This is a genomic window from Pseudomonas sp. LFM046, from assembly GCF_000949385.2.
Classification (GTDB): domain Bacteria; phylum Pseudomonadota; class Gammaproteobacteria; order Pseudomonadales; family Pseudomonadaceae; genus Metapseudomonas.
This window is the reverse complement of record NZ_JYKO02000001.1, coordinates 3,251,482-3,271,929: the sequence shown is the minus strand read 5'-3', so window position 1 is coordinate 3,271,929 and position 20,448 is coordinate 3,251,482. Positions and strand designations below refer to the sequence as shown.

The window sequence follows — 20,448 nt, the reverse complement described above, 5'->3', positions numbered from 1 at the left end:
ATCGCAACGCAAGTGATCCCCTGACTCGCCTCACAAAGGCGAGTTCTCAACCGAAGCAAGGAGACTCACCATGTCTTTCCAATACAAGCGCCTGGACAAGAACGATGCCGCCGTGCTGCTGGTCGACCACCAGGCCGGCCTGCTTTCGCTGGTGCGGGATATCGAGCCCGACAAGTTCAAGAACAACGTGCTGGCCCTGGGTGACCTGGCCAAGTACTTCAAGCTGCCCACCATCCTCACCACCAGCTTCGAAACCGGCCCCAACGGCCCGCTGGTACCGGAACTTAAAGAGCAGTTCCCCAACGCGCCCTACATCGCCCGCCCCGGCAACATCAACGCCTGGGACAACGAAGACTTCGTCAAGGCCGTTAAAGCCACCGGCAAGAAGCAACTGATCATCGCCGGCGTGGTCACCGAGGTCTGCGTGGCCTTCCCGGCACTGTCGGCGCTCGCGGAAGGCTACGACGTCTTCGTCGTTGCCGACGCTTCCGGCACCTTCAACGAAGTCACCCGTGACGCCGCCTGGCGCCGCATGGAGGCCGCCGGCGCCCAGCTGATGACCTGGTTCGGCGTGGCCTGCGAGCTGCACCGCGACTGGCGCAACGACATCGAAGGTCTGGCGGCGCTGTTCTCCAACCACATCCCCGATTACCGCAACCTCATCACCGCCTTCAACACCCTGACGGCGGGCAAGTAACCCTCAACCCCGGTAGCCATGCCCCAGGGCATGGCTACCGGGCCTTCCACTTTTCCCATCCACAATGTCCTGAGCGGCGAGATCGTCATCACCAGCCAACTCATCGAGTGAGGAGAGCGGACATGGCCGATGCACCCCGGATCAAGGTATTGGGTATCTCCGGCAGTTTGCGGCGCGGCTCCTTCAATACCGAGGCGCTGCGAGAGGCCAGGCGCCTGGCGCCAGCGGGCATGGTCATCGAGCTTGCCGACAGATGAATACCGCCTGATCGTGGATTACCCGATCAGTCTGCTCTAAGGCACTGCATGAACCCGTTGATCGCCTACTTCAAGATCGCCCTGCGCCCCGGTCGTGAGGTGCTGCTGTTTGCGTTGCGTACCGTGGCAGCCGGCTTGCTGTGCCTGTACCTGGCCTTCATCTTCGATCTGGATCAACCGAAGTGGGCCCTGATGACGGTGGTCATCATCAGCCTGCCGTTGGCCGGCATGACGCTGAAGCGCAGCTTCGCCCAGGTGCTGGGGACCGGAGCGGGCGCCGCCGTGGCGGTGGCGATCATGGCGGCGTTCCCGCAGGCGCCGGAGCCGTTCCTGATCTGTCTGGCATTGTGGCTGGCATTCTGTACGGCGGGCGGCACGCTGCTGCGTTACACGGATTCCCATGCCTTCGTACTGAGCGGATTCACCGCCGTGATTGTCGCCACTCTGGCTATTCCAGAGCCGGACGGGACGCTTCTGCTGGCCATCACGCGCTTGACGGAAACCCTCCTGGCAGTGGCCTGTGTCGGTTTCGTCAGCCTGCTCACCGCTCGCCCGCAGGCCGTAGCCAAAGGTTACTTCGCCAAGGTCGACAGCCTGGTCAAGCTCATCGCCGTTCACGCCGCCGCGGTGGTCCGAACCGACGAGGATGAGGCCGCCTTTCGCCAGCGGCAGGCACAACTGGTCACCGAGATCAGCGCGCTGGAAAGCCTGCGCCGGCATCTCTACTTCGACGCGCCGCACCTGCGCAGCGCCGATGGCCTGGTGCAACTGTTCGCCAATCAACTGGTCCTGCTGACGTCACGCCTGCTGGTCCTGCGGCAGCAGCGCGAACTGATCCAACAGCACTGGCAGGGGCCGCTGCCAGCCGACATCCAGCTGCTGCGCCAGCGCGAACTGGCCAGCCTGGACGAGCTGGGGCGTGATGGCATGGCCCTGCCACCGGCCAGCCGAGCCGCGCTTCGGAGTATTCACCAGGGTTTCGATGAATCTGCCGACAGGGCCGAGTTCCTCTCCGAACCGCTGCCCACCCACCTGCACTCTCTGGCCTGGGCGTTGCGCTGGGAGCAAGCCCGCCTGCTGCAGCAACTGGATGAACTGATAGAGCTCAACGAGGCCATCCAGCAGGGGCGGGCGGCCAGTTGCCCCTATGGACGGGGCGGCCTGAATGCACTCCACCTGGACTTCCGCCTGGCCGGCATGAATGCCGTGCGTGCCTTCCTGGCGCTTTCGCTCGCGGGCTACCTCTGGATCGAGACGGCATGGGACGGGGCGCGGGCCGGTCTGATCCTGGTGGCGGTCATGTGCTCGCTGATGGCCACTTTCCCGCGCCCGCTGCTGGCCAGCCAGAACTACAACAGAGGGCTGGTGGTGGCCATCGGTCTGTCGGCGATCTATCAGTTCGCCTTGCTGCCGATCTTTGGTGATTTCGAGATGCTCGCGCTGTGTCTGGCGCCCTTGCTCTATCTGGTGGCGGTTGGATTGGCCAGCCCCATGACCGCGGGCATCGGCATGGGCATCGGTCTGGTCACCCTGTTGATGGTCGGTCCGCAGAATGTCCTGATCTATCACAACACCGCGATGCAGTGGTTCGAGTTCGCCGGGGCCTATCTGGCAGGCGGGCTCCTCTCGATGGTGGTGTTCGCACTGGTGTTTCCCTTCAATCCGGAGCAACGGATCGCCTGGCTGTTCCGCTCGTCCCGCGAGGATGTCAGCCGGCAGGTCACCGGCACGACAGGCCCGGCCGGCCAATTCGATTTCGAGAGCCGCATGCTGGATCGACTCGCGATCATGATCAGTCTGTTGCCGGCAACCACCGACCCACGCTCACGAGAAGTCTTCGAATGCAACCTGATGTGCGTCGGCCTGGCGGTGGCCCTGGTGCAAGCGAACGCCCAACTCGCAAGCAGCAAGGCGCTGCCAGCGGAGCTGCGCGCGGCGCTGCAGCAGGGACTGCGCGACATGGCCGATTACATAGGCGGATTGCGGTTCGTCGACCTGAACAGGCTGCTGCATGAGATACAGCAGATAGGCCAGGCAATGGACGCGCTTCATGAGGCGCACCTGAGCCATGGCCGTGAAGAGTTGAGAAGGCTGTTCATCATGCGCGTTGCGCTGTCGATCGCGGTGGCGTTGCTGCAGCGCTACTACCCTCTGATGGATATGCCGGCGCCGTTGCCGCGAGAGGAGGGCGCCTATGCCCGCTGATTTCGAACTGGGCGGCGTCTACCTGCCGCCGATTGCCCAGGTGCTGCTGCTGAGCCTGCCGCTGTTCCTGGTGCTTGACGCCCTGTTGCGGCGTCTTGGCGTCCTCGCGTTCGCCTGGCATCCGGCGTTGTTCCAGGGCGCCTTGTATGCAGCGATCTGCGCGGTTCTGGTGCTATTGATGGGAGTGAGTGTCTGAAATGCCTGCGATGAAACCCTTGCTGTCCAGGACGCTGACCCTTGTCACCGTGCTCGTTGCATTCGGCCTTGGCTGGTACGCCTGGGAGCATTACACCCGGTCCCCATGGACCCGTGATGCCCGGGTGCGAGCCGACGTGGTGACGCTTGCTGCCGAGGTGAGCGGGCGCATTGTCGAGCTGCCGTTGAGTGACAACCAGTTCGTCAAGAAGGGCGACCTGCTCCTGCAGATCGATCCCGCCCGCTACGAGCTGGCCGTGTTGCATGCGCAGCGGGCGGTGGAAGTGGCGCGCGCGGCACTGGGGCAATCGCAGGCATCCATAGTCGCCAACCAGGCGCTGCTGAGGCAGCGGCGAAGCGAGGAGCAGCGCCGCCAGAAGCTGAGGTTGAGCTCGGCGATATCCAACGAAGAGTGGGAAAAGGCCCGCACCGATGTTGACGTCGCAGAGGCCGGCCTGCTCAGAGAACAGTCCAACCTGGGCCTGGCACAGGCCAACGTGCAGCTTGCCGAGGCTTCATTGCAACAGGCGCGCCTGGACCTGGAGCACACCCGGTTGCTGGCGCCGGTGAGCGGCTATGTCACCAACCTGCTGACGCGCAAGGGCGATTTCGCACAGCCGGGAGCCCCGCTGCTGGCCCTGGTGGACAGCGACTCCTTCCATGTCAGCGGGTACTTCGAGGAAACCAAGCTGCCGCGCATCCACGTCGGTAGCCGGGCCCGGATAGAGCTGATGAGCGGGGAGAAGCTGGAGGGAACGGTGGAAAGCATCGCCTTCGCCATCACCGATCGCGAGAACCTCCCAGGCAGCCGCCTGCTCGCGAACGTCAACCCGAGTTACACCTGGATAAAGCTCGCCCAACGGGTCCCGGTCCGCCTGCGCCTGGCCCCGCGCCCTGACGGGGCCCAGCCGCTGCGGGCCGGAACCACCGCCACCGTCACTATTATCGAGTAGGTCCGCAATTCGGCCTGGAGTACTACCGCACGCGGAAGCCCCGGTCGGTGCTCACGTTTCAGTTCAGCGGAGTCTTCTCGTGGGCGGAGGCACGAAGCCCAACGATGCGGAGCCTTGGTCGGGCTCCGACGTTGGGCCTCGTTCCTCGGCGCCAACCTACTGGTGAATCAGCCGATCACCTGCGGTGGACGTTGCAGCAGGTTCGGGCAATCGCCCAGGTGCAGCCAGGCCTTGCCTTGCCAGTGCAGGACTTCGAGTTCCCGGTCGAGCCACTGGATGACCTCGCGGTAAGGGCCTTTTTCGTCGAAGCGTTCCTCCTGCCGCAGACGCGGGATCACCTCGCGGTTGATCCAGTGGCGGAGGCCGCGGTTCTCCGGGTGGTAATAGAAGATCAGCACGGCATAGACGCCGGATTCGCTGATCAGCAGTTCCTGTTCGAAGTCGCCATGGCTGTTGCGCATCCAGGCGCGTTGCACCTGGTCGTCGTCCAGGTTGCGCTGCACCCGTTCGGGCACCAGTGGATGGTTGATCAGCCGGGCCAGGTCGCTGGAGGAAAACCAGGGTTCTCCATCCAGCATCACGGCACGCAACTGGAGCTTGTGGCGGATGAAAGTGGCGGGCATCAGGACTTCGGCGTCCGGGGACGGGGCGGGGTGGAACTGGGGAAAGTCGGGCATATCCATTACCTCTGGTCGCTTCTTAGGGCGTGGTTGGAGTCGGGAGCTAAGAAACCCACCAGAGACGGGCCGGACGTATTTCCCTTTCGGGTCTTGTATTAGTCCACTCCCGACAGAGCAGAGGTTTTTGCGGGCGCGATTATGCCGCGAGCACAAAAAAGCCGCATGGCTGTCGGGTGCGGAGGACCGCTCTGGTTAGGGCGTTTCTTAGGCGCCGGGGACAGAGGCTATGGGCGGAGCGGGGCAGGAGCAACGCCGTTAGCGCGTGGGATTCGGCTGATTAGCCGCCTTCATCGGATGGCGTTCCGTTGGTTACCCGATATGCGTAAGGGATGCGGACCGCAGCAGATCCATCAGGGCCAGGACGATCAGGGTGGCGACGACGAACCTGGATATGGCGATGAAGGTGGCCGGCAGCAGGGGCAAGTCCAGGAGCCGGCGCAGCAGGGCGATCTGCGAGAACAAGTACCAGATGCAGGCGAGGGCGGTGAGCAGCATCGCCAGCGCTACCTGGATGCCTGCCAGCAAGTTGGCTCCGATCAGCAGGATGGAAAGCGGGGAGGCCAGGTAGCACTGGATGTAGAAGGGCTCGCGCAGGCTGGTGCGGCTTACGCGGACTCGTCGTACCCGCAGCATGGCCATGGCCGGCATCAACGCGTACAGGCCGTAGCTGATGCTGCGCACCAGCAGCGTCAGCCACTCGCCGGAAACCCATGGCGAAGGTCGATCCGGTATGGCGAAGCCAAGGAAATGGGCAAGGACGATGGACAGGATCAGCATCAGCGGTGGGCTGAGCAGGCCGCTGAAGCGCCGGTCAGGCTGCTGCTCGAGCTGTCGTCGGGTGTAGAGCGAAACGGCGATGGGGTTGCGTAGCACTCGCCAGAGCGTTCGCGAAAAGGAAACGGGCCAGGTCGCGACCTTCCAGAGGAATGCTTCGAGCGATTGCAGGCTGCGCAAGAAGACCCCCCTCCGACAGGCATCTGGAGTGGCTGGAGGGTTGCCACGCGCCCCTTCCAGGGACATCACGGGCAGCCCACAACTGATCTGCGCGATGCGATCGAAGCAGATTCAGTTCACCTGAGCATAGTCGAACCCCCTCCGGCATTCGTTTCCCCGCCAGCCGGGAAGGGCGCCCGCAGGGAGGTCGGTCTTAGGCGGCCGTGTGCCCTTGGCGCCGGAGGACGACATGCGTGGCTTTCTCCGACGCGACGAATTCAACGCATTCGTATCCCAGAGCCCGCAAGTCCAGCCCTTCGAACAGCGATTCTCCCCGGCCGAGCAGGACCGGCGAGATAGCAATGTGCAGTTCATCGATGAGGCCTTCACGAAGGTACTGCCGGATGGTGGCCGGCCCACCGCCGATTCGCACGTCCATTCCGGCGGCGGCCTCGCGTGCACGGTCGAGCGCCTCGCGAATGCCGCCTGTTATGAAGTGGAACGTCGTGCCGCCTTCCATCTCGATGGAGGGACGAGCGTGATGGGTCAGGATGAAGGCTGGCACGTGATACGGCGGATTATCGCCCCACCAGCCTTTCCAGTCGGTGTCCGGCCAATTCCCACGAATGGGCCCGAACATGTTCCTCCCAAGAATCCAGGCCCCGACATTCTGAAAGCCACGGGCGGCGAAATCATCGTCAATCCCGGTCGTACCGTCGTCGTTGCCGAACAAGGCCCGCTGGAACGTGCGGGTCGGGACCAGCCACTGGTGCAGCTCCGTCCCGCCAACGCCGAGCGGATTGTCGATGTCTTGCTGCGGACCTGCTCCGTATCCGTCGAGCGAGATGGTGAAGCCCTCAACGCGAACCCGTGTCATCGTTTGCCTCCGTTTGGACGCCTGGCCGGTCATCAACGGACGCCGGTGAAGGCAGTCAATCCGCATCAATGCCAGTTTAGAGAACGGCCAGAAACAACGCTCAACGACTGCCGGTGGCCGATTGCAGCCGCTGGCATACGGCAGCTTCCGGCCATTTCACGCGAGACGTGGGTCAGGCTGTCCTTCCAGTAGGGGCTGAATAACCACGATGGCGGCGTGGAAGTCCAAGCGGTCCATGGCCAGGTCCAGCTCGGTCAGCTTTTCACTGCCCAACTGAGCCAGCAATGACGGTCGCATCCGTCCGTAGAGCGAGCAGGCCTCGAAATTCTGTTGCTGCAGGAGGTCGTAAAACCGAGACACCTTGATCGGTGCGAAGTCTGCAGGGGCATGCTCATCTGGCTCCGCGATGGCATGACCGGCTAGCCAGGCTTTCGCAGCCGTGAGCGTGGCGTCCAGGTCCTCCGTGATCACGGGAAACAACTTCTCGGCCTCTGCGCGGTTGCCGGCACGAATGGCCGATTCCAGTTGCAGTGCGGTCGCGGCAAAGCGCCGTGCGCCCAGGCTGCCCAGGGAGCCCCGTAGCGTGTGGAGCGATATCGCCGCGTCACGGTGCTGCCCTTCCGCCCAGGCACGTTGCGCCTCGGCGATGGGCGTTAGCCCGTGGGCCACCATTTCCTTGACCAATGCCAGGAGGGTGGCGCGATAGGCATGATCCTTCTTGCTGAGGGCAATCAACGGCCCGACATCAAAGGTCGCCAGTTCTTCGACTTCCTCCGGGAGCGTCGAGGACACGGGCATCCGGACAGGGGGGAGCGAAGGCGTCGTGTGGATGTCAGTGGGTAGATGTTGACGGATGGTCTCCAGCATCTGCTCGACGTTAATGGGCTTGGCGATAAAACCATCCATACCTGCTGCTGCGCACTGATCACGTTCGTAGTCCAACACGCCTGCGGAAATAGCGAGTATGGGGAGACTCAATTGCAACTCCTGGCGAATCACCCGAGTCGCCGAGAAACCATCCAGCACCGGCATATGCACGTCCATCAGGACCATCTGATAGCGCTGCGAATCGGCGCGCAATTTGTCGACAGCCTGCTGACCATTGTCGGCGACCTCCACTGTCGCGCCGGCGTGCTCCAACATGCCTTTGGCCACTGCCTGATTCAGCGCATTGTCTTCGACCAGCAGCAGGCGCACACCCTGCAAGGGTTTGGCTGAACCCGTGGTGCCGCTCTCGGGGAGCTCAGCGATATGCAGCTCTGTCCGTGCTGCCAGTGCTTCAAGCAGGGTATCGAAGAGGTTGGAACTGGTGACAGGTTTGATCAGCACCGCATCGGCTAGGGTCGCCGAGGGTGACTGCATCAGTTGGCCCTGCGCGAACGCACTGACCATGACAACCGTGGGTAGAGCGCGCGCGGGGAACAGCGCACGGATCGCCTGCAGGGTACTGAGGCCATCCATCTCGGGCATTTGCCAATCCGCTATGACCAGGTCGTAGAACTCGTTGCGCAGTTGCAGCCTGCGCACCAGTTCCACTGCCTGCTTACCTGACCCCACACCGTCCACTTGCCAGTGCCAGCCGGCGATCATCTTGCACAGGTACTCTCGATTGGTCGGGCTGTCGTCGACGACCAGAATGCGCAAATCGCCCAAGCTGGTTCGTGAGCGTTGCGCAGCGTCTTCGCTGGCCTGACTCGATTGCAGCTGAAGCGGAAGCACAACGCGGAATTCACTGCCGGAGTTGACCGTGCTGTCTACGCTGATGCTGCCATCCATGAGGGTCACCAGGCGTTTCGAAATCGCCAGACCCAGCCCTGTTCCCCCAAAGCGCCGCGCGATTGAGCTGTCGGCCTGGGCGAATGGCGCGAACAAGCGCTCCATTTGTTCGGCGGTCATGCCGATGCCGGTATCGCGCACCCGGAAGCACAGCGTGACCGTTTCCGCGTCGCCCCCCACCCGCTGCACGAGTACTGCGACCTCGCCGCGCTCCGTGAACTTGATGGCGTTGCCCACCAGATTGACCAACACCTGCTGCAAGCGCTGAGCATCGCCGATGCAGGCTTGCGGCACGTCGGGCTCGACCCCGATCACCAGCTCCAGGTCCTTGTGGGCAGCATTGACCGACATGACGGTGGCCAGCGCATTGAGCACATTGTCCAGGCGGAACGGAGCGGGGTTGATTGCCAGTTGCCCGGCCTCCAGCTTGGAGAAGTCCAGTACGTCATTGAGAATGACCAGCAAGGACTCACCAGCGCCCCGCAGCATCTGCACGTACTTGCGCTGATCGGCGGACAGGGAGGTGTTCGTCAGCAGTTGGGCGATGCCCAGCACCGCCCCCATCGGTGTGCGGATCTCGTGGCTCATGCTGGCGACGAATTCGCTCTTTGAGCGACTGGCGAGCTCCGCACGCTCCTTGGCGTTGCGTAGCTGCTGCGCCGCTTCCCGCTCCTGGCTGATGTCCTTGCCAATGCCAAGGAAACCCACGATGGCGTCAGCCGAATTTCGCACGGCGGTGACCGTCAGTTGAACGGGGAGTCGTGAGCCATCTTTGCGCACGTAGGTCCATTCGTGCGTTTCGGCCTGGCCCTGGCGTGCCTTGGCTACGAACACCTCGAACCCTGCAATCGGACAACCCAGCTCCTGGCTCAACTCGATGCCGCGGGTCTCCACCTCCTCGCTGAGATGCAGTACGGAGGTCCGGTGCTGATCGACCAGCTCGTCGGCGCGATAGCCCAGCATCCGCTCAGCCCCGGTATTGAACGTCTTGATGGTGCCGGTGACATCGGTGGCGATGATCGCGAACTCACTGGCAGCGTCGACCAGGGTGCCGAAGCGGATCTCCGACTCGGTGAACGCCACGGTCAATTTCTCCGCGAGCGCCCGAGCGTCCTCGCGCAAGGTGGTCAGGTTCCGCACGACAAAGAACAGCAGCAGGCTGATGAGCGAGCCGCAGATCAGGATGACATTCGCTTTCTGCCGGTCGATCGACGTTTCGAATGCTGGCAGCGTCGTGAATCTGAGGGTCCATTGATGGTCCGCCAGGGTAATGGTCGATTGGTGGGTGAGCGGATTGGGGTACTGGGCTTGTTGCTGCGCCGACAGCGAGCCCGGGGAGTACATCTGGGTCGACTCGGAGTCCCCATCGCCATCAAAGATTTGCAAGGCATATTCAGCGGGGCCGGTGCCAAGCGTACCCGCCATGAAATCGTTGATCCGCAACGCACTGTATACATAGCCTTCCAGTGCCAGGCGGCGTTCGGCCACCGTCGCGATCGGCAAACCGTTGCGATAGACCGGCAAATACAGCAGTGCGCCGACCTGTACGTCGTTCTCCGTTTCCTGCACCAACCTGACCTTGCCCGAGAGGGTGGCCCGGCCTGAATCCCTGGACTGGGTCATGGCAGCGCGGCGCACCGACTCGGTCAGCATGTCGTAACCAAAGGCCCGCAGATTCCGGCCGCTGAACGGTTCGAGGAAAAGGATCGAGCTGTATTCCTCGCGCTCGCCGGGCGGCCAGACCCGGAAATCGGGGAAGCCGTCGGCCTGCACACGACTCTCCAGCGCAGCCTTGTGCTCAGGCGCGAATTGCGTCGCGTAACCGATGCCCTGGATACCCGGATAGGTTTGTTCGACATCCTGGGCCTGCACGAACTGCCGCCATTCGTCACGCTCGACCGACTGGGGCGCGCGGAACAACCCTTGGCCGCTGCGCAGCACTTGTTCGTAGGCCTTCAGGCGTTCGCCGATACGCTGTTTGACATCGTCTTCCAGGTGCGCGAACCGAGCCGAGGCATTAGCGTCAGCCTGTGACGCCATGAAATGCCAGGCCAGCACGGTCAGGCTGAGGCTGACGGCCAGCGCCAACCAATACGGGCGAACTTGACGAAACGTCACAGCGAGCGTCGCTCCCTGGGCGCTCCTGGACCGTTCAGCGAGATCAGCCGCCAGCACCAGACCGGTGACGCTGGTGAGTGCAATGAATATTTCCAGGGTCAGCAGGGACTCATGCAGCGTGCCGCTGGTAAAGGGGCCGAAGCCCTGGGTCGTGCTCCAGACGGCGCTGCCGGTCACCAGCAACACCACCGCCGTCACGCCGCGTACCCCGTAGCGATACGCGGTCCAGGCGATGGCTGGCAACAGCAGATACACCAATGCATGGTTGCTGGTGTCGCTGGGGAAACGCCGACCGAACAGGGCCAGCAGCACCCCCGCCAGCCCTGCCACCGACAGCGCCATTTCGAGGACGGAACGCCTCGCTCCGGCTGCCCGGGATCGAGCGTCCCAACTGAGCAGCAAGGGCGTCAGCATGAGGATGCCGGTGGTATCGCCCAGCCACCAGGTCGTGGCGACGATCGTTTGCGCAGACGCCGGCGCGATGCCGCTGAGGATCAGGCTGCTGGTGCCAATACCCGCGCTGACCGTGCACATCAGCAGGGTGACCAGCACGAATTGGGCGACCGCTTGCGGTGACGCCAGGAAGTGCCCGGATTTCACCCAGGTGCGCAACAGGTAACAACCGAGCACGGCTTCAAGCGTATTACCGGCGGCAATGCTTATTGATGCGACGACCACCGTGCCGTCGGCAGCGACCTGATTGGCGGCGAACACGGCAAAGTTGGCGGCAAAGGCACCGATGGCAATCGCCGGCCACACGCGATAGCCGAACAGCAGCAGCGCGGCGAAGGCAATGCCGGATGGCGGCCAGACCGGCGATGCGTTGGTGTGGGCGAAGGCCAGGAGCAGCCCCAGGCGGGCGGCGCCGTAGTAAAGGGCGGCAAGCGCCAGGACGACGCCCAGCCAGCGTACAGGGGTGGTCGGGTGCAAGGCGCCAGGCCGCATGGGAAGGTCCTTTCCGTTTTTGCCAGGAGTCATGGCCGAGTACTTACGGTGGCGCGGTTACGGCCTGCGGCCTTCGCCTGGTAGAGCGCCTGATCGGCCAAGGCAATCAGCTGTAGCGTGGTGCTCTCCACTGACGGCACCAGGGAAGCCACGCCAACGCTGATGGTAACCAGCTCGGCAGTTTCGGACGTTCGATGGGCGAGCTGCAGACTCCGTACGACCTCACAGAGCCGCTCGGCGAATTTTTTTGCGTCATGGGCATCGCAGTGCGGCAGGATGGTGACGAACTCTTCGCCGCCATAGCGCGCAACCAGTTCACCAGGGCGACGGGCAGCAGTTTCGATGGCTGTGGCGACACGCTGCAGGCAGACATCGCCCTGCGGGTGACCGTAGTGATCGTTGTAGGCCTTGAAATGGTCAATGTCGATCAGGGCCAGCGCCAATGGCAACGACTGCCGCCGGTGCCGCTCGAATTCCTGCGTCAAGGCTTCATCGAAACAACGACGGTTGTACAACCCGGTCAATCCATCACGGTTGGCGAGCTGGCGCATCATGGCCGTGTGTTGCTGCAAACGCAGGTGGGTCTGGACACGTGCCCGCACCACCGGCGGATTGAAGGGTTTGGTGATGAAGTCCACGGCACCGGCTTCCAGCGCCCTGATTTCGCTGTCCATGCCGGTATGCGCCGTGACGATGATGACGGCGCAATCCTTGGTGGTTGGATCGGCTTTGAGCGCGGCGCAGACCTCATAGCCGTTCAAGCCGGTCATCTCCACATCCAGCAGAATCAGCGCCGGCTGATGCAATCGCGCCAAGCCAATGCCCTTTTCTCCGCTGGTGGCGAACAGGATCTGGCATTGGTCCTTGAGCATGCCGCTCAGCAGACGAATGGTGTCGACGCTGTCGTCAACGATGAGAATGAGGCTCGGATCGGCATGTAGCTCGGGCATTGCGACATCCTTTTCGTATATTGCTCTTCGCCCTGGGGTTAACCACCCGGTAGCACCAAGCGCCGCCTTGGCGTTGTTTGCTGCAGCCGCGTCGACTTTATGTCGCCGAACGTCGTAATTAGCCTTCGACTGCGGTGTGCCTTCGAAGTGAAGCTAGCTGAAGGCAGATCTGCAAGACCCAGCCCATTGGGTAGCTTCCAGCCTTTGATTCTGCCCAGCCCTTTCCGCAAGTTGCTCATCTCATTGAACAGCTCACAGCTTCGCGTCTTCCCGGGCCAGAAAAATCGCTGCAACAGTAGATTACTGTTAGGCATCGTATCGAGCCAATCAGGCCTCGGTCGGCCGATAGCAAATGCCAGCCATTGGCGCTGGTTGCCGCTTTCAAGAGGCTGCTTTTGGCCGGTTCCTGCCTGATGCAACTGGCGGGAACCGGCCAAGAGCGGTCGGTAGAAAATGACTGTTTCACAGCCGAATGCTGCCGCTCAGGAAGATGGCAAGATCGGACGCTCGAGTCCTACGAGAGCTGTGCTTGCAGACCGGCAAGTACGGACGGCCGCCAATGGAATCCGCGCCGTGCAGCGTCGAGCACGTGCCGATACAGGTGGGGTGCGCCATCGTACCAAAACCGCTCTCGACATGAGCGATGTCACCCGCTTCCTCGCTGTAGCCCGTAGTGAGGCTGAGCAGCATCAGTGGCCGGTCGCCGTGGTGCGCTTGGACGGGTGCGCCCCGATTAGCGCCTACATCGCCATCGAGAAAGCTCGCACTTCCGCCCTAGGTCGCCATGAATCCAAGACCTACGAGGACATGGTTAACGGTGGGCGCAACGCATTCTTTTCGGCTCCGCTTCTTACCGCCTTGGAAGGTGGCGTGCCGGTGGTGGTGGGCGGCCAGATCGTCAGCGCCATTGGCGTGTGGGGCATCAAGTCAGACCAGGATGCGCAGATTGCCCCCGCCGGCGCCCAAAGCATGACCTGAAACATCGGGATCTGGCTGGCGATTCCGAGCCGTGAAATGTCCCGGATCATCGGGAGCGCCCTCCCTCGAACCTTTCCAGTCGTACCAGCGCGATCGAAACCCGCAGCTTCTGCAGTGCCCCCTTCATGGACAACAAAATGCGTGCATTAGTTTTTTAGATGCATTTGCCTTTGTATAAATCGTTTGAGGAGATGAGATTGGCCTATGTAGATTGACTCACATCGAACTCACCAACGGATGTTTGGCGCTACTTGATTAGGCCAATCATTTGTTAGGCATTACTGCGATAGCCTGAATAAGGAAACAATAATGAGCGCATATATTTCGACCGAAGACTTCCAGCTGGCCAAGGGAAAGTATGACGAGAAGAATCCCGGGGCCTCCTACACACTGAACGCCCAGTGCTATACGGATCAGAAATACTTTGATGCCGAGCGCGAAGCCATCTTCTTCCGCAGCTGGCAGCTGGTGTGCCATATCGAGAAAGTTTCCGAGCCGGGCGCTTACTATGTGGCTGATATCCAGGGTCGCAGTATCGCTGTAGTGCGTGATCGCAATGGCGACCTGCGTGCGTTCTACAATGTTTGCAAACATCGCGCGCATCATCTTCTGGTAGGTGAGGGCAAGGCCAGAGTCATGACCTGCCCATATCATGCCTGGAGTTATAACCTGGATGGAAAACTGCGCCAGGCTCCCCAAACTGACGCCCTCGAGAACTTCGATAAAGGCGAGATTTGCCTCGATCAAGTCCGCGTAGAAGAGTTCTGCGGCTTTATCTATGTCAATCTCGACGCTAACGCTAAATCCCTGGCCGAGCAAAGCGGTAGCCTGGCTGAGGAAATCAACAAGTTCGCCCCCGACATCTCCGAACTTACTTTTGCCCGGCGACTGACCTTCGACATCAAGTCGAACTGGAAGAACGTGGTTGATAACTTCCTGGAGTGCTACCACTGCCCGACTGCGCACAAGGATTTCTGCTCTCTGCTGAAGTTCGAGACTTACAAAGTTACGACCCACGGCATCTACTCCAGCCATATGGCCAAAGGCGGCAACGCCAACAACACGGCCTACAGCGTCGAAGGCGCTACCTGTGACGATCATGCGGTTTGGTGGCTCTGGCCGAACACCTGCCTGCTGCGCTACCCGGGGCGCGCAAACTTCCTGGTGCTCACCATTATCCCCGTCGGTCCGGATCGCACCATCGAGACTTACGACTTCTATTTCGAAACCGCTGAGCCCACTCCCCAGGAAGAGGAAGCCATCGCCTACGTTCGCGATGTACTCCAGCAAGAAGATATTGATCTGGTTGAGAGCGTGCAGCGCGGCATGAATACCCCGGCGTTCCAGAGTGGACGAATTGTAAATGATCCTGCTGGTTCGGGGCTGAGCGAGCATGCTCTGCATCACTTCCATGGCCTGCTACTGGATGCCTACAAAAGCATCGTCAAGTAATCACTAACCAAAGCGGTGGCCGGTGTGCTCTGGCTTTGATGCTGGACGACGGCCCGACCGCACAAGTTCAACAAATGCGTTTGTAGTGAGGATTCCAAGATGGCCAAAAGTATCATCATCACCTGTGCGGTAACTGGTGGCATCCACACGCCGACCATGTCCAAGCACTTGCCGATTACCCCCGACCAGATCGCGGCGGAATCCATTGCCGCGGCAGAAGCCGGCGCCTCGATTATTCACCTGCATGCACGTGATCCGGAGACCGGGCGCCCGACGCCTGACCCGAAGGTCTTCATGCAGTTCCTGCCCGTGATCAAGAACAACTGTGATGCGGTGATCAACGTGTCCACCGGTGGCGGCCTTGGCATGTCACTGGAGCAACGGTTGGAAGCCGCACTGGTGACAAAACCGGAGATGGCCTCGCTCAACTGCGGCTCCATCAACTTCGGCATTTTCCCGATGCTGCAGAAGCACTCCGAATGGCAGCACGCCTGGGAACCCGCCTTCCTGGACATGACTCGGGACTTCGTTTTCAAGAACACCTTCAAAGACATCGAGTACACACTGCGTGAACTGGGTGAAACCCATGGCACTCGATTCGAGTTTGAGTGCTACGACCTCGGTCACCTCTACAACCTGGCCTACTTCGTAGACAAGGGCCTGGTGAAACCGCCGTTCTTCATCCAAATGATTTACGGGATTCTTGGCGGCGTGGGCGCCGATCCCGACAACCTTGCGCATATGCATAGCGTTGCCCAGAAGCTGTTTGGCGACCGTTTTGAATGGTCGGTGCTGGCAGCCGGTCGTAACCAGATGCCGTTCGCCACGCAGTCGGCGGTCATGGGCGGCAACGTTCGAGTGGGGCTGGAAGACAACCTCTATATCGGCCGTGGCCAGCTCGCGACATCCAACGCCGAACAGGTCAAAAAGATTCGCCGCATTGTCGAGGAACTTGGCTTTACCGTGGCCACCCCCGCTGAAGCGCGCGAGCGCTTGGGGCTCAAAGGCAAGGATCAGGTCGGGTTCTAACAACTTTGCGGAGGTCATCATGATGCAAATAAAGAGTCTGATTGACGGCGTCTTGGTATCTGGCGAGGGCCCGATCGCTCCCGTGATCAATCCCGCCACAGGAAAGATTATTGCCGAGGTGCCGGCGGCGTCGGCCGAGCAGGTCAATGCGGCAGTAGCTGCCGCGGCTGCCGCGTTTCCTAAGTGGGCACGATCTACACCTGGTGAGCGTTCGGCGCTCCTGCTGGCACTGGCCGATGCATTGGAAGCGCGGATCGATGAATTTGCCGAGCTGGAATCCCTCAACTGCGGCAAGCCGCTGCACTCGGTGAAGTCGGATGAGATGCCGTTGACGATTGATGTCATCCGCTTCATGGCAGGAGCGGCACGTTGCATCAATGGCACCCGAGCTGGCGAGTACGTCGAAGGATTCACCTCGATGATCCGTCGTGATCCGGTAGGGATTGTGGGGTCGATCGCTCCCTGGAACTACCCGTTGATGATGGCCGCCTGGAAGATGGCGCCTGCATTGGCTGCCGGCTGTCCGCTGATTCTGAAGCCTGCGGAGCTCACGCCTCTGACCACGCTGCGTTTGGCTGAAATCGCGGCAGACATCTTCCCGAAGGGTGTGATCAATGTGATTGCCGGCAGTGGCTCTACGACCGGCAATGCCTTGATCAACCATCCGCAGCTGGAGTTCGTCTCGCTGACGGGTGGGCCTGCCACGGCGAGCAGGATTCTGGAGGCCTCATCGCGCAGTCTGATGCACACCCACATGGAATTGGGTGGTAAGGCACCGGTGCTCATCTTCGATGACGCGGACGTGAACGCCGTAGTGGAAGGCATTCGAGGAGCCTCGTTCTTCAATGCCGGCCAGGACTGTACACAACCCTGCCGCCTCTACGTCGAGGACAAGATCTACGACAACTTCGTGGCGGATCTGGCCATGCGAGTGTCGTCCATTCAAGTCGGAGGTCCGACCGATGTCGACGTCGAAATGGGCCCCGTTATCTCGGCGAGGCATCTGGACCATGTGTCGGGCTTTGTCGAACGGGCCAAGTCTCTGCGACACACGGAGATAGTCACCGGCGGTCATCGGTTGGATCGAGACGGTTTCTTCTATGCCCCTACCGTGGTCGCCAACGCCCTCCAGCAGGACGAAATTGTCCAGAAGGAAGTCTTTGGACCGGTTATTTCGGTCACGCGCTTCAAGGGCGTAGAGCAGGCCATCGCCTATGCCAATGACAGTGAGTATGGCCTTGCTTCCTCGGTATGGACCAAGGATGTGGGCAAAGCCATGAAGGTGACCTCGGAATTGCGTTGCGGCATTACTTGGGTGAATACGCACGGTGTTTCAACCGCGGAAATGCCCCATGGCGGAATGAAGGCCTCGGGGTATGGCAGCGATATGTCGGTGTACGCGCTGGAGGACTACACCACCGTTCGCCATGTCCAGTTCGCTCATCGCTAACGAAATCACGCGTCCGCCAAGGCAGGCAGTCCTGGATGTTCGCAGCGAGCACCTGGACTGACTGTCGAGGTGCTCGCCGCTGTCGAGAGGTAACGACGATGCCCAGCCAAAACGCAACACTCAATAAGCAAGAATTGGTCGTGCTTGCCATCAAGGACGAGGCAAACAATATCCGCAGTTTTGAACTGGCCTTGGGCGACCGGGGAGATCTACCGGTGGTGGAGGCTGGCGCGCACCTGGCCGTTCACCTGAGCAATGGACTGACGAGGCAGTACTCGCTTTTCGACGCACCGGGTATCAAGAACAGCTACCGGGTTGCCGTACTCAAAGATCCCCAGAGCCGGGGAGGTTCTCAGTACCTGCATGAACAAGTGAAGGTTGGGGACAAGCTGTCTGTCAGCGGCCCCTTCAACAACTTTCCGTTGTCGCCGAATTCTGCCTCCGCGCTGCTCATCGCAGGGGGAATTGGGGTGACACCCATTCTGTCGATGGCCCATCACCTCCATCGCTGCGGCACGTCTTTCGAGCTGTATTACTGCGCGCGCAACCTGCAGGAAGCGGCCTTCGTGGATTTGCTGAGGGACTCCGTGCCGTTCAAGGAATCCGTGGAGATGTACTTTGACGGTGGTGATCCGAGCAAAGGCCTGGATGTGAAGGCACTACTGGCAACGGTGGTGGAAGGTCGGCACCTGTATTGCTGCGGTCCCGGTGGACTTATGAATGCAGTTGAAGCCGCCTCATCACACTGGCCTGCCGACACGGTTCACTTCGAGCGCTTCAAGGCTGACCCGGTAACGACTGCCGCAAACACAGAGTTCAAGGTCTACCTGGCCCGATCCAAAGTGGAACTGGTGGTCCCTTGTGACAAGAGCATCCTCAAGGTGCTCAAGGAAGCCGGCTTCGAGATCGACACTGTCTGTGAAGAAGGGGTCTGCGGCTCCTGCCTGACTGATGTTCTGGAGGGCGTTCCGGAGCACCGGGATCAAATCCTCACCGACGATGAGAAGAGCGCCAACGACGTGATCGCAGTCTGTTGTTCGCGTGCGAAATCTGGTCGCCTGGTATTGGACCTCTAAAGGGGCATGCTTATGTCAGCCTTAGACGGAAAGGTGGCGTTGGTCACCGGTGGTGGCAGAGGCATCGGGTGAGCGATTGTTGAAAAACTGCACGCGTCCGGTGCCCAGGTAATCACCTGCGGCCGCGGCGAGCGGCCAGCCGATCTGCCGACAGCCGTAGCCTGGGTGCACGCCGACCTCACCCGGCAGGAAGGGGGCGCGGCCCTTCACAAGACAGCGTCGGAGTCCTTTGGACGCCTGGACATTCTCGTCAACAACGCTGGCGTCCAGGTGGAAAAGAAGGTGACGGAATCCACTGACCAAGACTGGGATCTGGTCATGGAGATCAATGCGAAAGCAGTCTTCCTATGCTGTCGCGAATTCATTCCGTTGATGGCCGCATCCGGCGGGGGCGCGATCATCAACATCGGCTCCATCAGCGGCAATGTGTCTGACCCTGGCATGGCCCTGTACAACGCCTCCAAAGCCTTTGTCCATGGCCTCACACGGTCCATCGCAGTGGATCATGGCGCGGAGGGCATTCGGTGCAACGCAATTTGCCCAGGCTGGATTCAGACCGAGATGCTCGAGGCAGGCTTTGATGTCGCCAGGAATCCAGACGCCGCGAAGAAAGATGCGTTGGCTCGTCATGCCCTGGGCCGATTCGGCACCCCCCAAGACGTGGCCAATGTGGCGCTCTGGTTGTCGTCCGATGACTCGGCCTATCTCACCGGACAGACCTTCGTCGTTGATGGCGGTTTAACGGCAGCATCCCCCCTGCAACCACGCCTGTTTTGAGCAAAAACCAAGGCTTAATTTCTGATGCAGTAAGAAGGACAACAATGATGACGAAAGTACGTGAGTTTCCGCAGGGCGTAGAGGTCGCCAGCATTCTGGGCGCCGGAACCATCGGCGCAAGCTGGACTGCACTCTTCCTGGCCTCGGGCCTGGAAGTGGACGTGTATGACCCGTCCGAACAGGTAGAAGCCTTTGTGCGTGACTACATCGAGCATGCGTGGCCCAGCCTGGAGCGACTGGGGTTGGCCTCGCGTGGAAATCCGGATCGTGTCCGTTTTTTCAAGACGCCTGAAGAAGCGGTGGCTCGCGCTCAGTTCGTGCAGGAAAGCGTGCCGGAGCGAATCGAGATCAAGCACGAGCTCTATCAGCGCATTGAGAACAAGCTGCACCCTCAAGCAGTAGTCGCCTCCAGCGCCTCGGGCCTTCTGGTCAAGGAAATGCAGCAGGGCTGGAAGAACCCGGGTCGCTTCATCCTCGGCCATCCTTTCAATCCTCCGCACCTGATTCCCCTGGTGGAATTGCTGGCCAACGAAAAGACCGAGGAAGGTGTGCTGGAGTGGGCCGAGCAGTTTTACGCGGCATGCGGGAAGACCACCATTCGCGTCAACAAGGAAGTGCCCGGGCACGTTGCCAACCGCCTTCAGGCGGCTCTCTGGCGCGAGGCTATCCACCTGGTGGTAGAAGGCGTGGCCAGCGTCGAAGACGTGGACAAAGCCGTGTTCGCCGGCCCTGGTCTGCGCTGGTCGGTTATGGGTCCCCACATGCTGTTCAACTTGGGCAGTGGCGGTCACGGCCTGGGAGTCTTTTGTGAGCGTTTCGGTCCGTCGTTCCACCGCTGGTGGGACGATCTGGGGAATCCGAGACTCACTCCCGACGTCATTGCCAAGCTGGCTGCGGGTGTCAAAGTGGAAGAAAACGGCAGAAGCTTTGATGATTTGGCCGCCGAACGCGACCGCAAAATCGTAGAGGCGAGCCGCGCCATGGGTCAGGCAGAATCTGCCGTCGTTGAAAGTGCGGCCAAAAAGGCGCGGTTGGTCACCGCACGTTGATGGACCGTCGGCGGCCGTCCCACAACTCATGGGGCGGCTCGTCGATCACTT

The 20,448-nt window shown here is 61.1% G+C and carries 17 protein-coding genes; 12 read left to right on the top strand and 5 right to left on the bottom strand.

The window, feature by feature from the left end:
- The first annotated feature begins 70 nt into the window (after positions 1-70).
- The 5 genes from ycaC (at position 71) to TQ98_RS14955 (ending at position 4,307) form a co-directional block, all read left to right on the top strand.
- A complete protein-coding gene (ycaC, locus tag TQ98_RS14975; protein WP_044874449.1) occupies positions 71-697 on the top strand; it encodes an isochorismate family cysteine hydrolase YcaC in 627 nt (208 codons plus the stop codon).
- A gap of 122 nt (positions 698-819) precedes the next feature.
- A complete protein-coding gene (locus TQ98_RS28130) occupies positions 820-954 on the top strand; it encodes an NAD(P)H-dependent oxidoreductase (RefSeq protein WP_277949293.1) in 135 nt (44 codons plus the stop codon).
- Positions 955-1,002: 48 nt separating this feature from the next.
- Complete coding sequence (locus tag TQ98_RS14965) at positions 1,003-3,159, top strand: FUSC family protein (protein ID WP_044874450.1); 2,157 nt, start codon at positions 1,003-1,005, stop codon at positions 3,157-3,159.
- On the top strand, positions 3,149-3,355 hold the full coding sequence (locus TQ98_RS14960; protein ID WP_044874451.1) for a DUF1656 domain-containing protein: 207 nt from the start codon (positions 3,149-3,151) through the stop codon (positions 3,353-3,355). Before TQ98_RS14965 ends, TQ98_RS14960 begins: the two co-directional genes overlap by 11 nt.
- Before the next feature lie 10 nt (positions 3,356-3,365).
- Positions 3,366-4,307 (top strand): HlyD family secretion protein, encoded by a 942-nt coding sequence (locus tag TQ98_RS14955; protein WP_044874710.1) that lies wholly within the window; start codon positions 3,366-3,368, stop codon positions 4,305-4,307.
- 167 nt (positions 4,308-4,474) lie between these two features.
- Here TQ98_RS14955 and TQ98_RS14950 read toward each other — a convergent pair whose 3' ends face one another.
- The 5 genes from TQ98_RS14950 to TQ98_RS14930 all read right to left on the bottom strand — a co-directional run bounded on the left by TQ98_RS14950 (position 4,475) and on the right by TQ98_RS14930 (position 12,586).
- Entirely contained in the window at positions 4,475-4,984 is a 510-nt protein-coding gene (locus tag TQ98_RS14950; protein ID WP_242443128.1) for a BRO family protein, read from the bottom strand.
- Between the two features lie 312 nt (positions 4,985-5,296).
- Complete coding sequence (locus TQ98_RS14945) at positions 5,297-5,941, bottom strand: hypothetical protein (RefSeq protein ID WP_044874454.1); 645 nt, start codon at positions 5,939-5,941, stop codon at positions 5,297-5,299.
- A gap of 193 nt (positions 5,942-6,134) precedes the next feature.
- Complete coding sequence (locus tag TQ98_RS14940; RefSeq protein WP_044874455.1) at positions 6,135-6,797, bottom strand: dihydrofolate reductase family protein; 663 nt, start codon at positions 6,795-6,797, stop codon at positions 6,135-6,137.
- A 156-nt stretch (positions 6,798-6,953) separates the two neighbouring features.
- The gene (locus TQ98_RS14935) at positions 6,954-11,636 is read right to left on the bottom strand and encodes a CHASE domain-containing protein (RefSeq protein ID WP_044874456.1); all 4,683 of its coding nucleotides are present in this window, start codon (positions 11,634-11,636) and stop codon (positions 6,954-6,956) included.
- Positions 11,637-11,665: 29 nt separating this feature from the next.
- Entirely contained in the window at positions 11,666-12,586 is a 921-nt protein-coding gene (locus TQ98_RS14930; protein ID WP_044874457.1) for a diguanylate cyclase, read from the bottom strand.
- A 636-nt stretch (positions 12,587-13,222) separates the two neighbouring features.
- Here TQ98_RS14930 and TQ98_RS14925 point away from each other — a divergent pair.
- The 7 genes from TQ98_RS14925 (at position 13,223) to TQ98_RS14895 (ending at position 20,397) form a co-directional block, all read left to right on the top strand.
- Positions 13,223-13,564 carry a heme-binding protein gene (locus TQ98_RS14925; protein WP_103102973.1) on the top strand — a complete coding sequence of 114 codons (342 nt, stop codon included), beginning with the start codon at positions 13,223-13,225 and terminating at the stop codon, positions 13,562-13,564.
- Positions 13,565-13,873: 309 nt separating this feature from the next.
- Positions 13,874-15,016 carry a ring-hydroxylating oxygenase subunit alpha gene (locus tag TQ98_RS14920; RefSeq protein WP_044874458.1) on the top strand — a complete coding sequence of 381 codons (1,143 nt, stop codon included), beginning with the start codon at positions 13,874-13,876 and terminating at the stop codon, positions 15,014-15,016.
- Positions 15,017-15,115: 99 nt separating this feature from the next.
- On the top strand, positions 15,116-16,045 hold the full coding sequence (locus tag TQ98_RS14915; RefSeq protein WP_044874459.1) for a 3-keto-5-aminohexanoate cleavage protein: 930 nt from the start codon (positions 15,116-15,118) through the stop codon (positions 16,043-16,045).
- A 22-nt stretch (positions 16,046-16,067) separates the two neighbouring features.
- Positions 16,068-17,495, top strand: a complete 1,428-nt coding sequence (locus TQ98_RS14910) for a gamma-aminobutyraldehyde dehydrogenase (protein WP_044874712.1) — start codon at positions 16,068-16,070, stop codon at positions 17,493-17,495.
- A gap of 98 nt (positions 17,496-17,593) precedes the next feature.
- Complete coding sequence (locus TQ98_RS14905; RefSeq protein ID WP_044874460.1) at positions 17,594-18,571, top strand: PDR/VanB family oxidoreductase; 978 nt, start codon at positions 17,594-17,596, stop codon at positions 18,569-18,571.
- 75 nt (positions 18,572-18,646) lie between these two features.
- Positions 18,647-19,348, top strand: coding sequence for an SDR family oxidoreductase (locus tag TQ98_RS14900; RefSeq protein ID WP_197708612.1), 702 nt, complete (start codon positions 18,647-18,649; stop codon positions 19,346-19,348).
- A gap of 44 nt (positions 19,349-19,392) precedes the next feature.
- Positions 19,393-20,397: a 3-hydroxyacyl-CoA dehydrogenase NAD-binding domain-containing protein gene (locus tag TQ98_RS14895; protein WP_242443126.1), complete on the top strand. Its 1,005-nt coding sequence runs from the start codon at positions 19,393-19,395 to the stop codon at positions 20,395-20,397.
- The last annotated feature ends 51 nt before the right edge of the window (positions 20,398-20,448 follow it).

Bases quoted from the DNA above. Each gene is read 5' to 3' on its own strand.
- ycaC (WP_044874449.1), top strand. From the start codon at position 71: ATGTCTTTCCAATACAAGCGCCTGGACAAGAACGATGCCGCCGTGCTG.
- TQ98_RS28130 (WP_277949293.1), top strand. From the start codon at position 820: ATGGCCGATGCACCCCGGATCAAGGTATTGGGTATCTCCGGCAGTTTG.
- TQ98_RS14965 (WP_044874450.1), top strand. From the start codon at position 1,003: ATGAACCCGTTGATCGCCTACTTCAAGATCGCCCTGCGCCCCGGTCGT.
- TQ98_RS14960 (WP_044874451.1), top strand. From the start codon at position 3,149: ATGCCCGCTGATTTCGAACTGGGCGGCGTCTACCTGCCGCCGATTGCC.
- TQ98_RS14955 (WP_044874710.1), top strand. From the start codon at position 3,366: ATGAAACCCTTGCTGTCCAGGACGCTGACCCTTGTCACCGTGCTCGTT.
- TQ98_RS14950 (WP_242443128.1), bottom strand. From the start codon at position 4,984: ATGCCCGACTTTCCCCAGTTCCACCCCGCCCCGTCCCCGGACGCCGAA.
- TQ98_RS14940 (WP_044874455.1), bottom strand. From the start codon at position 6,797: ATGACACGGGTTCGCGTTGAGGGCTTCACCATCTCGCTCGACGGATAC.
- TQ98_RS14935 (WP_044874456.1), bottom strand. From the start codon at position 11,636: ATGCGGCCTGGCGCCTTGCACCCGACCACCCCTGTACGCTGGCTGGGC.
- TQ98_RS14930 (WP_044874457.1), bottom strand. From the start codon at position 12,586: ATGCCCGAGCTACATGCCGATCCGAGCCTCATTCTCATCGTTGACGAC.
- TQ98_RS14925 (WP_103102973.1), top strand. From the start codon at position 13,223: ATGAGCGATGTCACCCGCTTCCTCGCTGTAGCCCGTAGTGAGGCTGAG.
- TQ98_RS14920 (WP_044874458.1), top strand. From the start codon at position 13,874: ATGAGCGCATATATTTCGACCGAAGACTTCCAGCTGGCCAAGGGAAAG.
- TQ98_RS14915 (WP_044874459.1), top strand. From the start codon at position 15,116: ATGGCCAAAAGTATCATCATCACCTGTGCGGTAACTGGTGGCATCCAC.
- TQ98_RS14910 (WP_044874712.1), top strand. From the start codon at position 16,068: ATGCAAATAAAGAGTCTGATTGACGGCGTCTTGGTATCTGGCGAGGGC.
- TQ98_RS14905 (WP_044874460.1), top strand. From the start codon at position 17,594: ATGCCCAGCCAAAACGCAACACTCAATAAGCAAGAATTGGTCGTGCTT.
- TQ98_RS14895 (WP_242443126.1), top strand. From the start codon at position 19,393: ATGATGACGAAAGTACGTGAGTTTCCGCAGGGCGTAGAGGTCGCCAGC.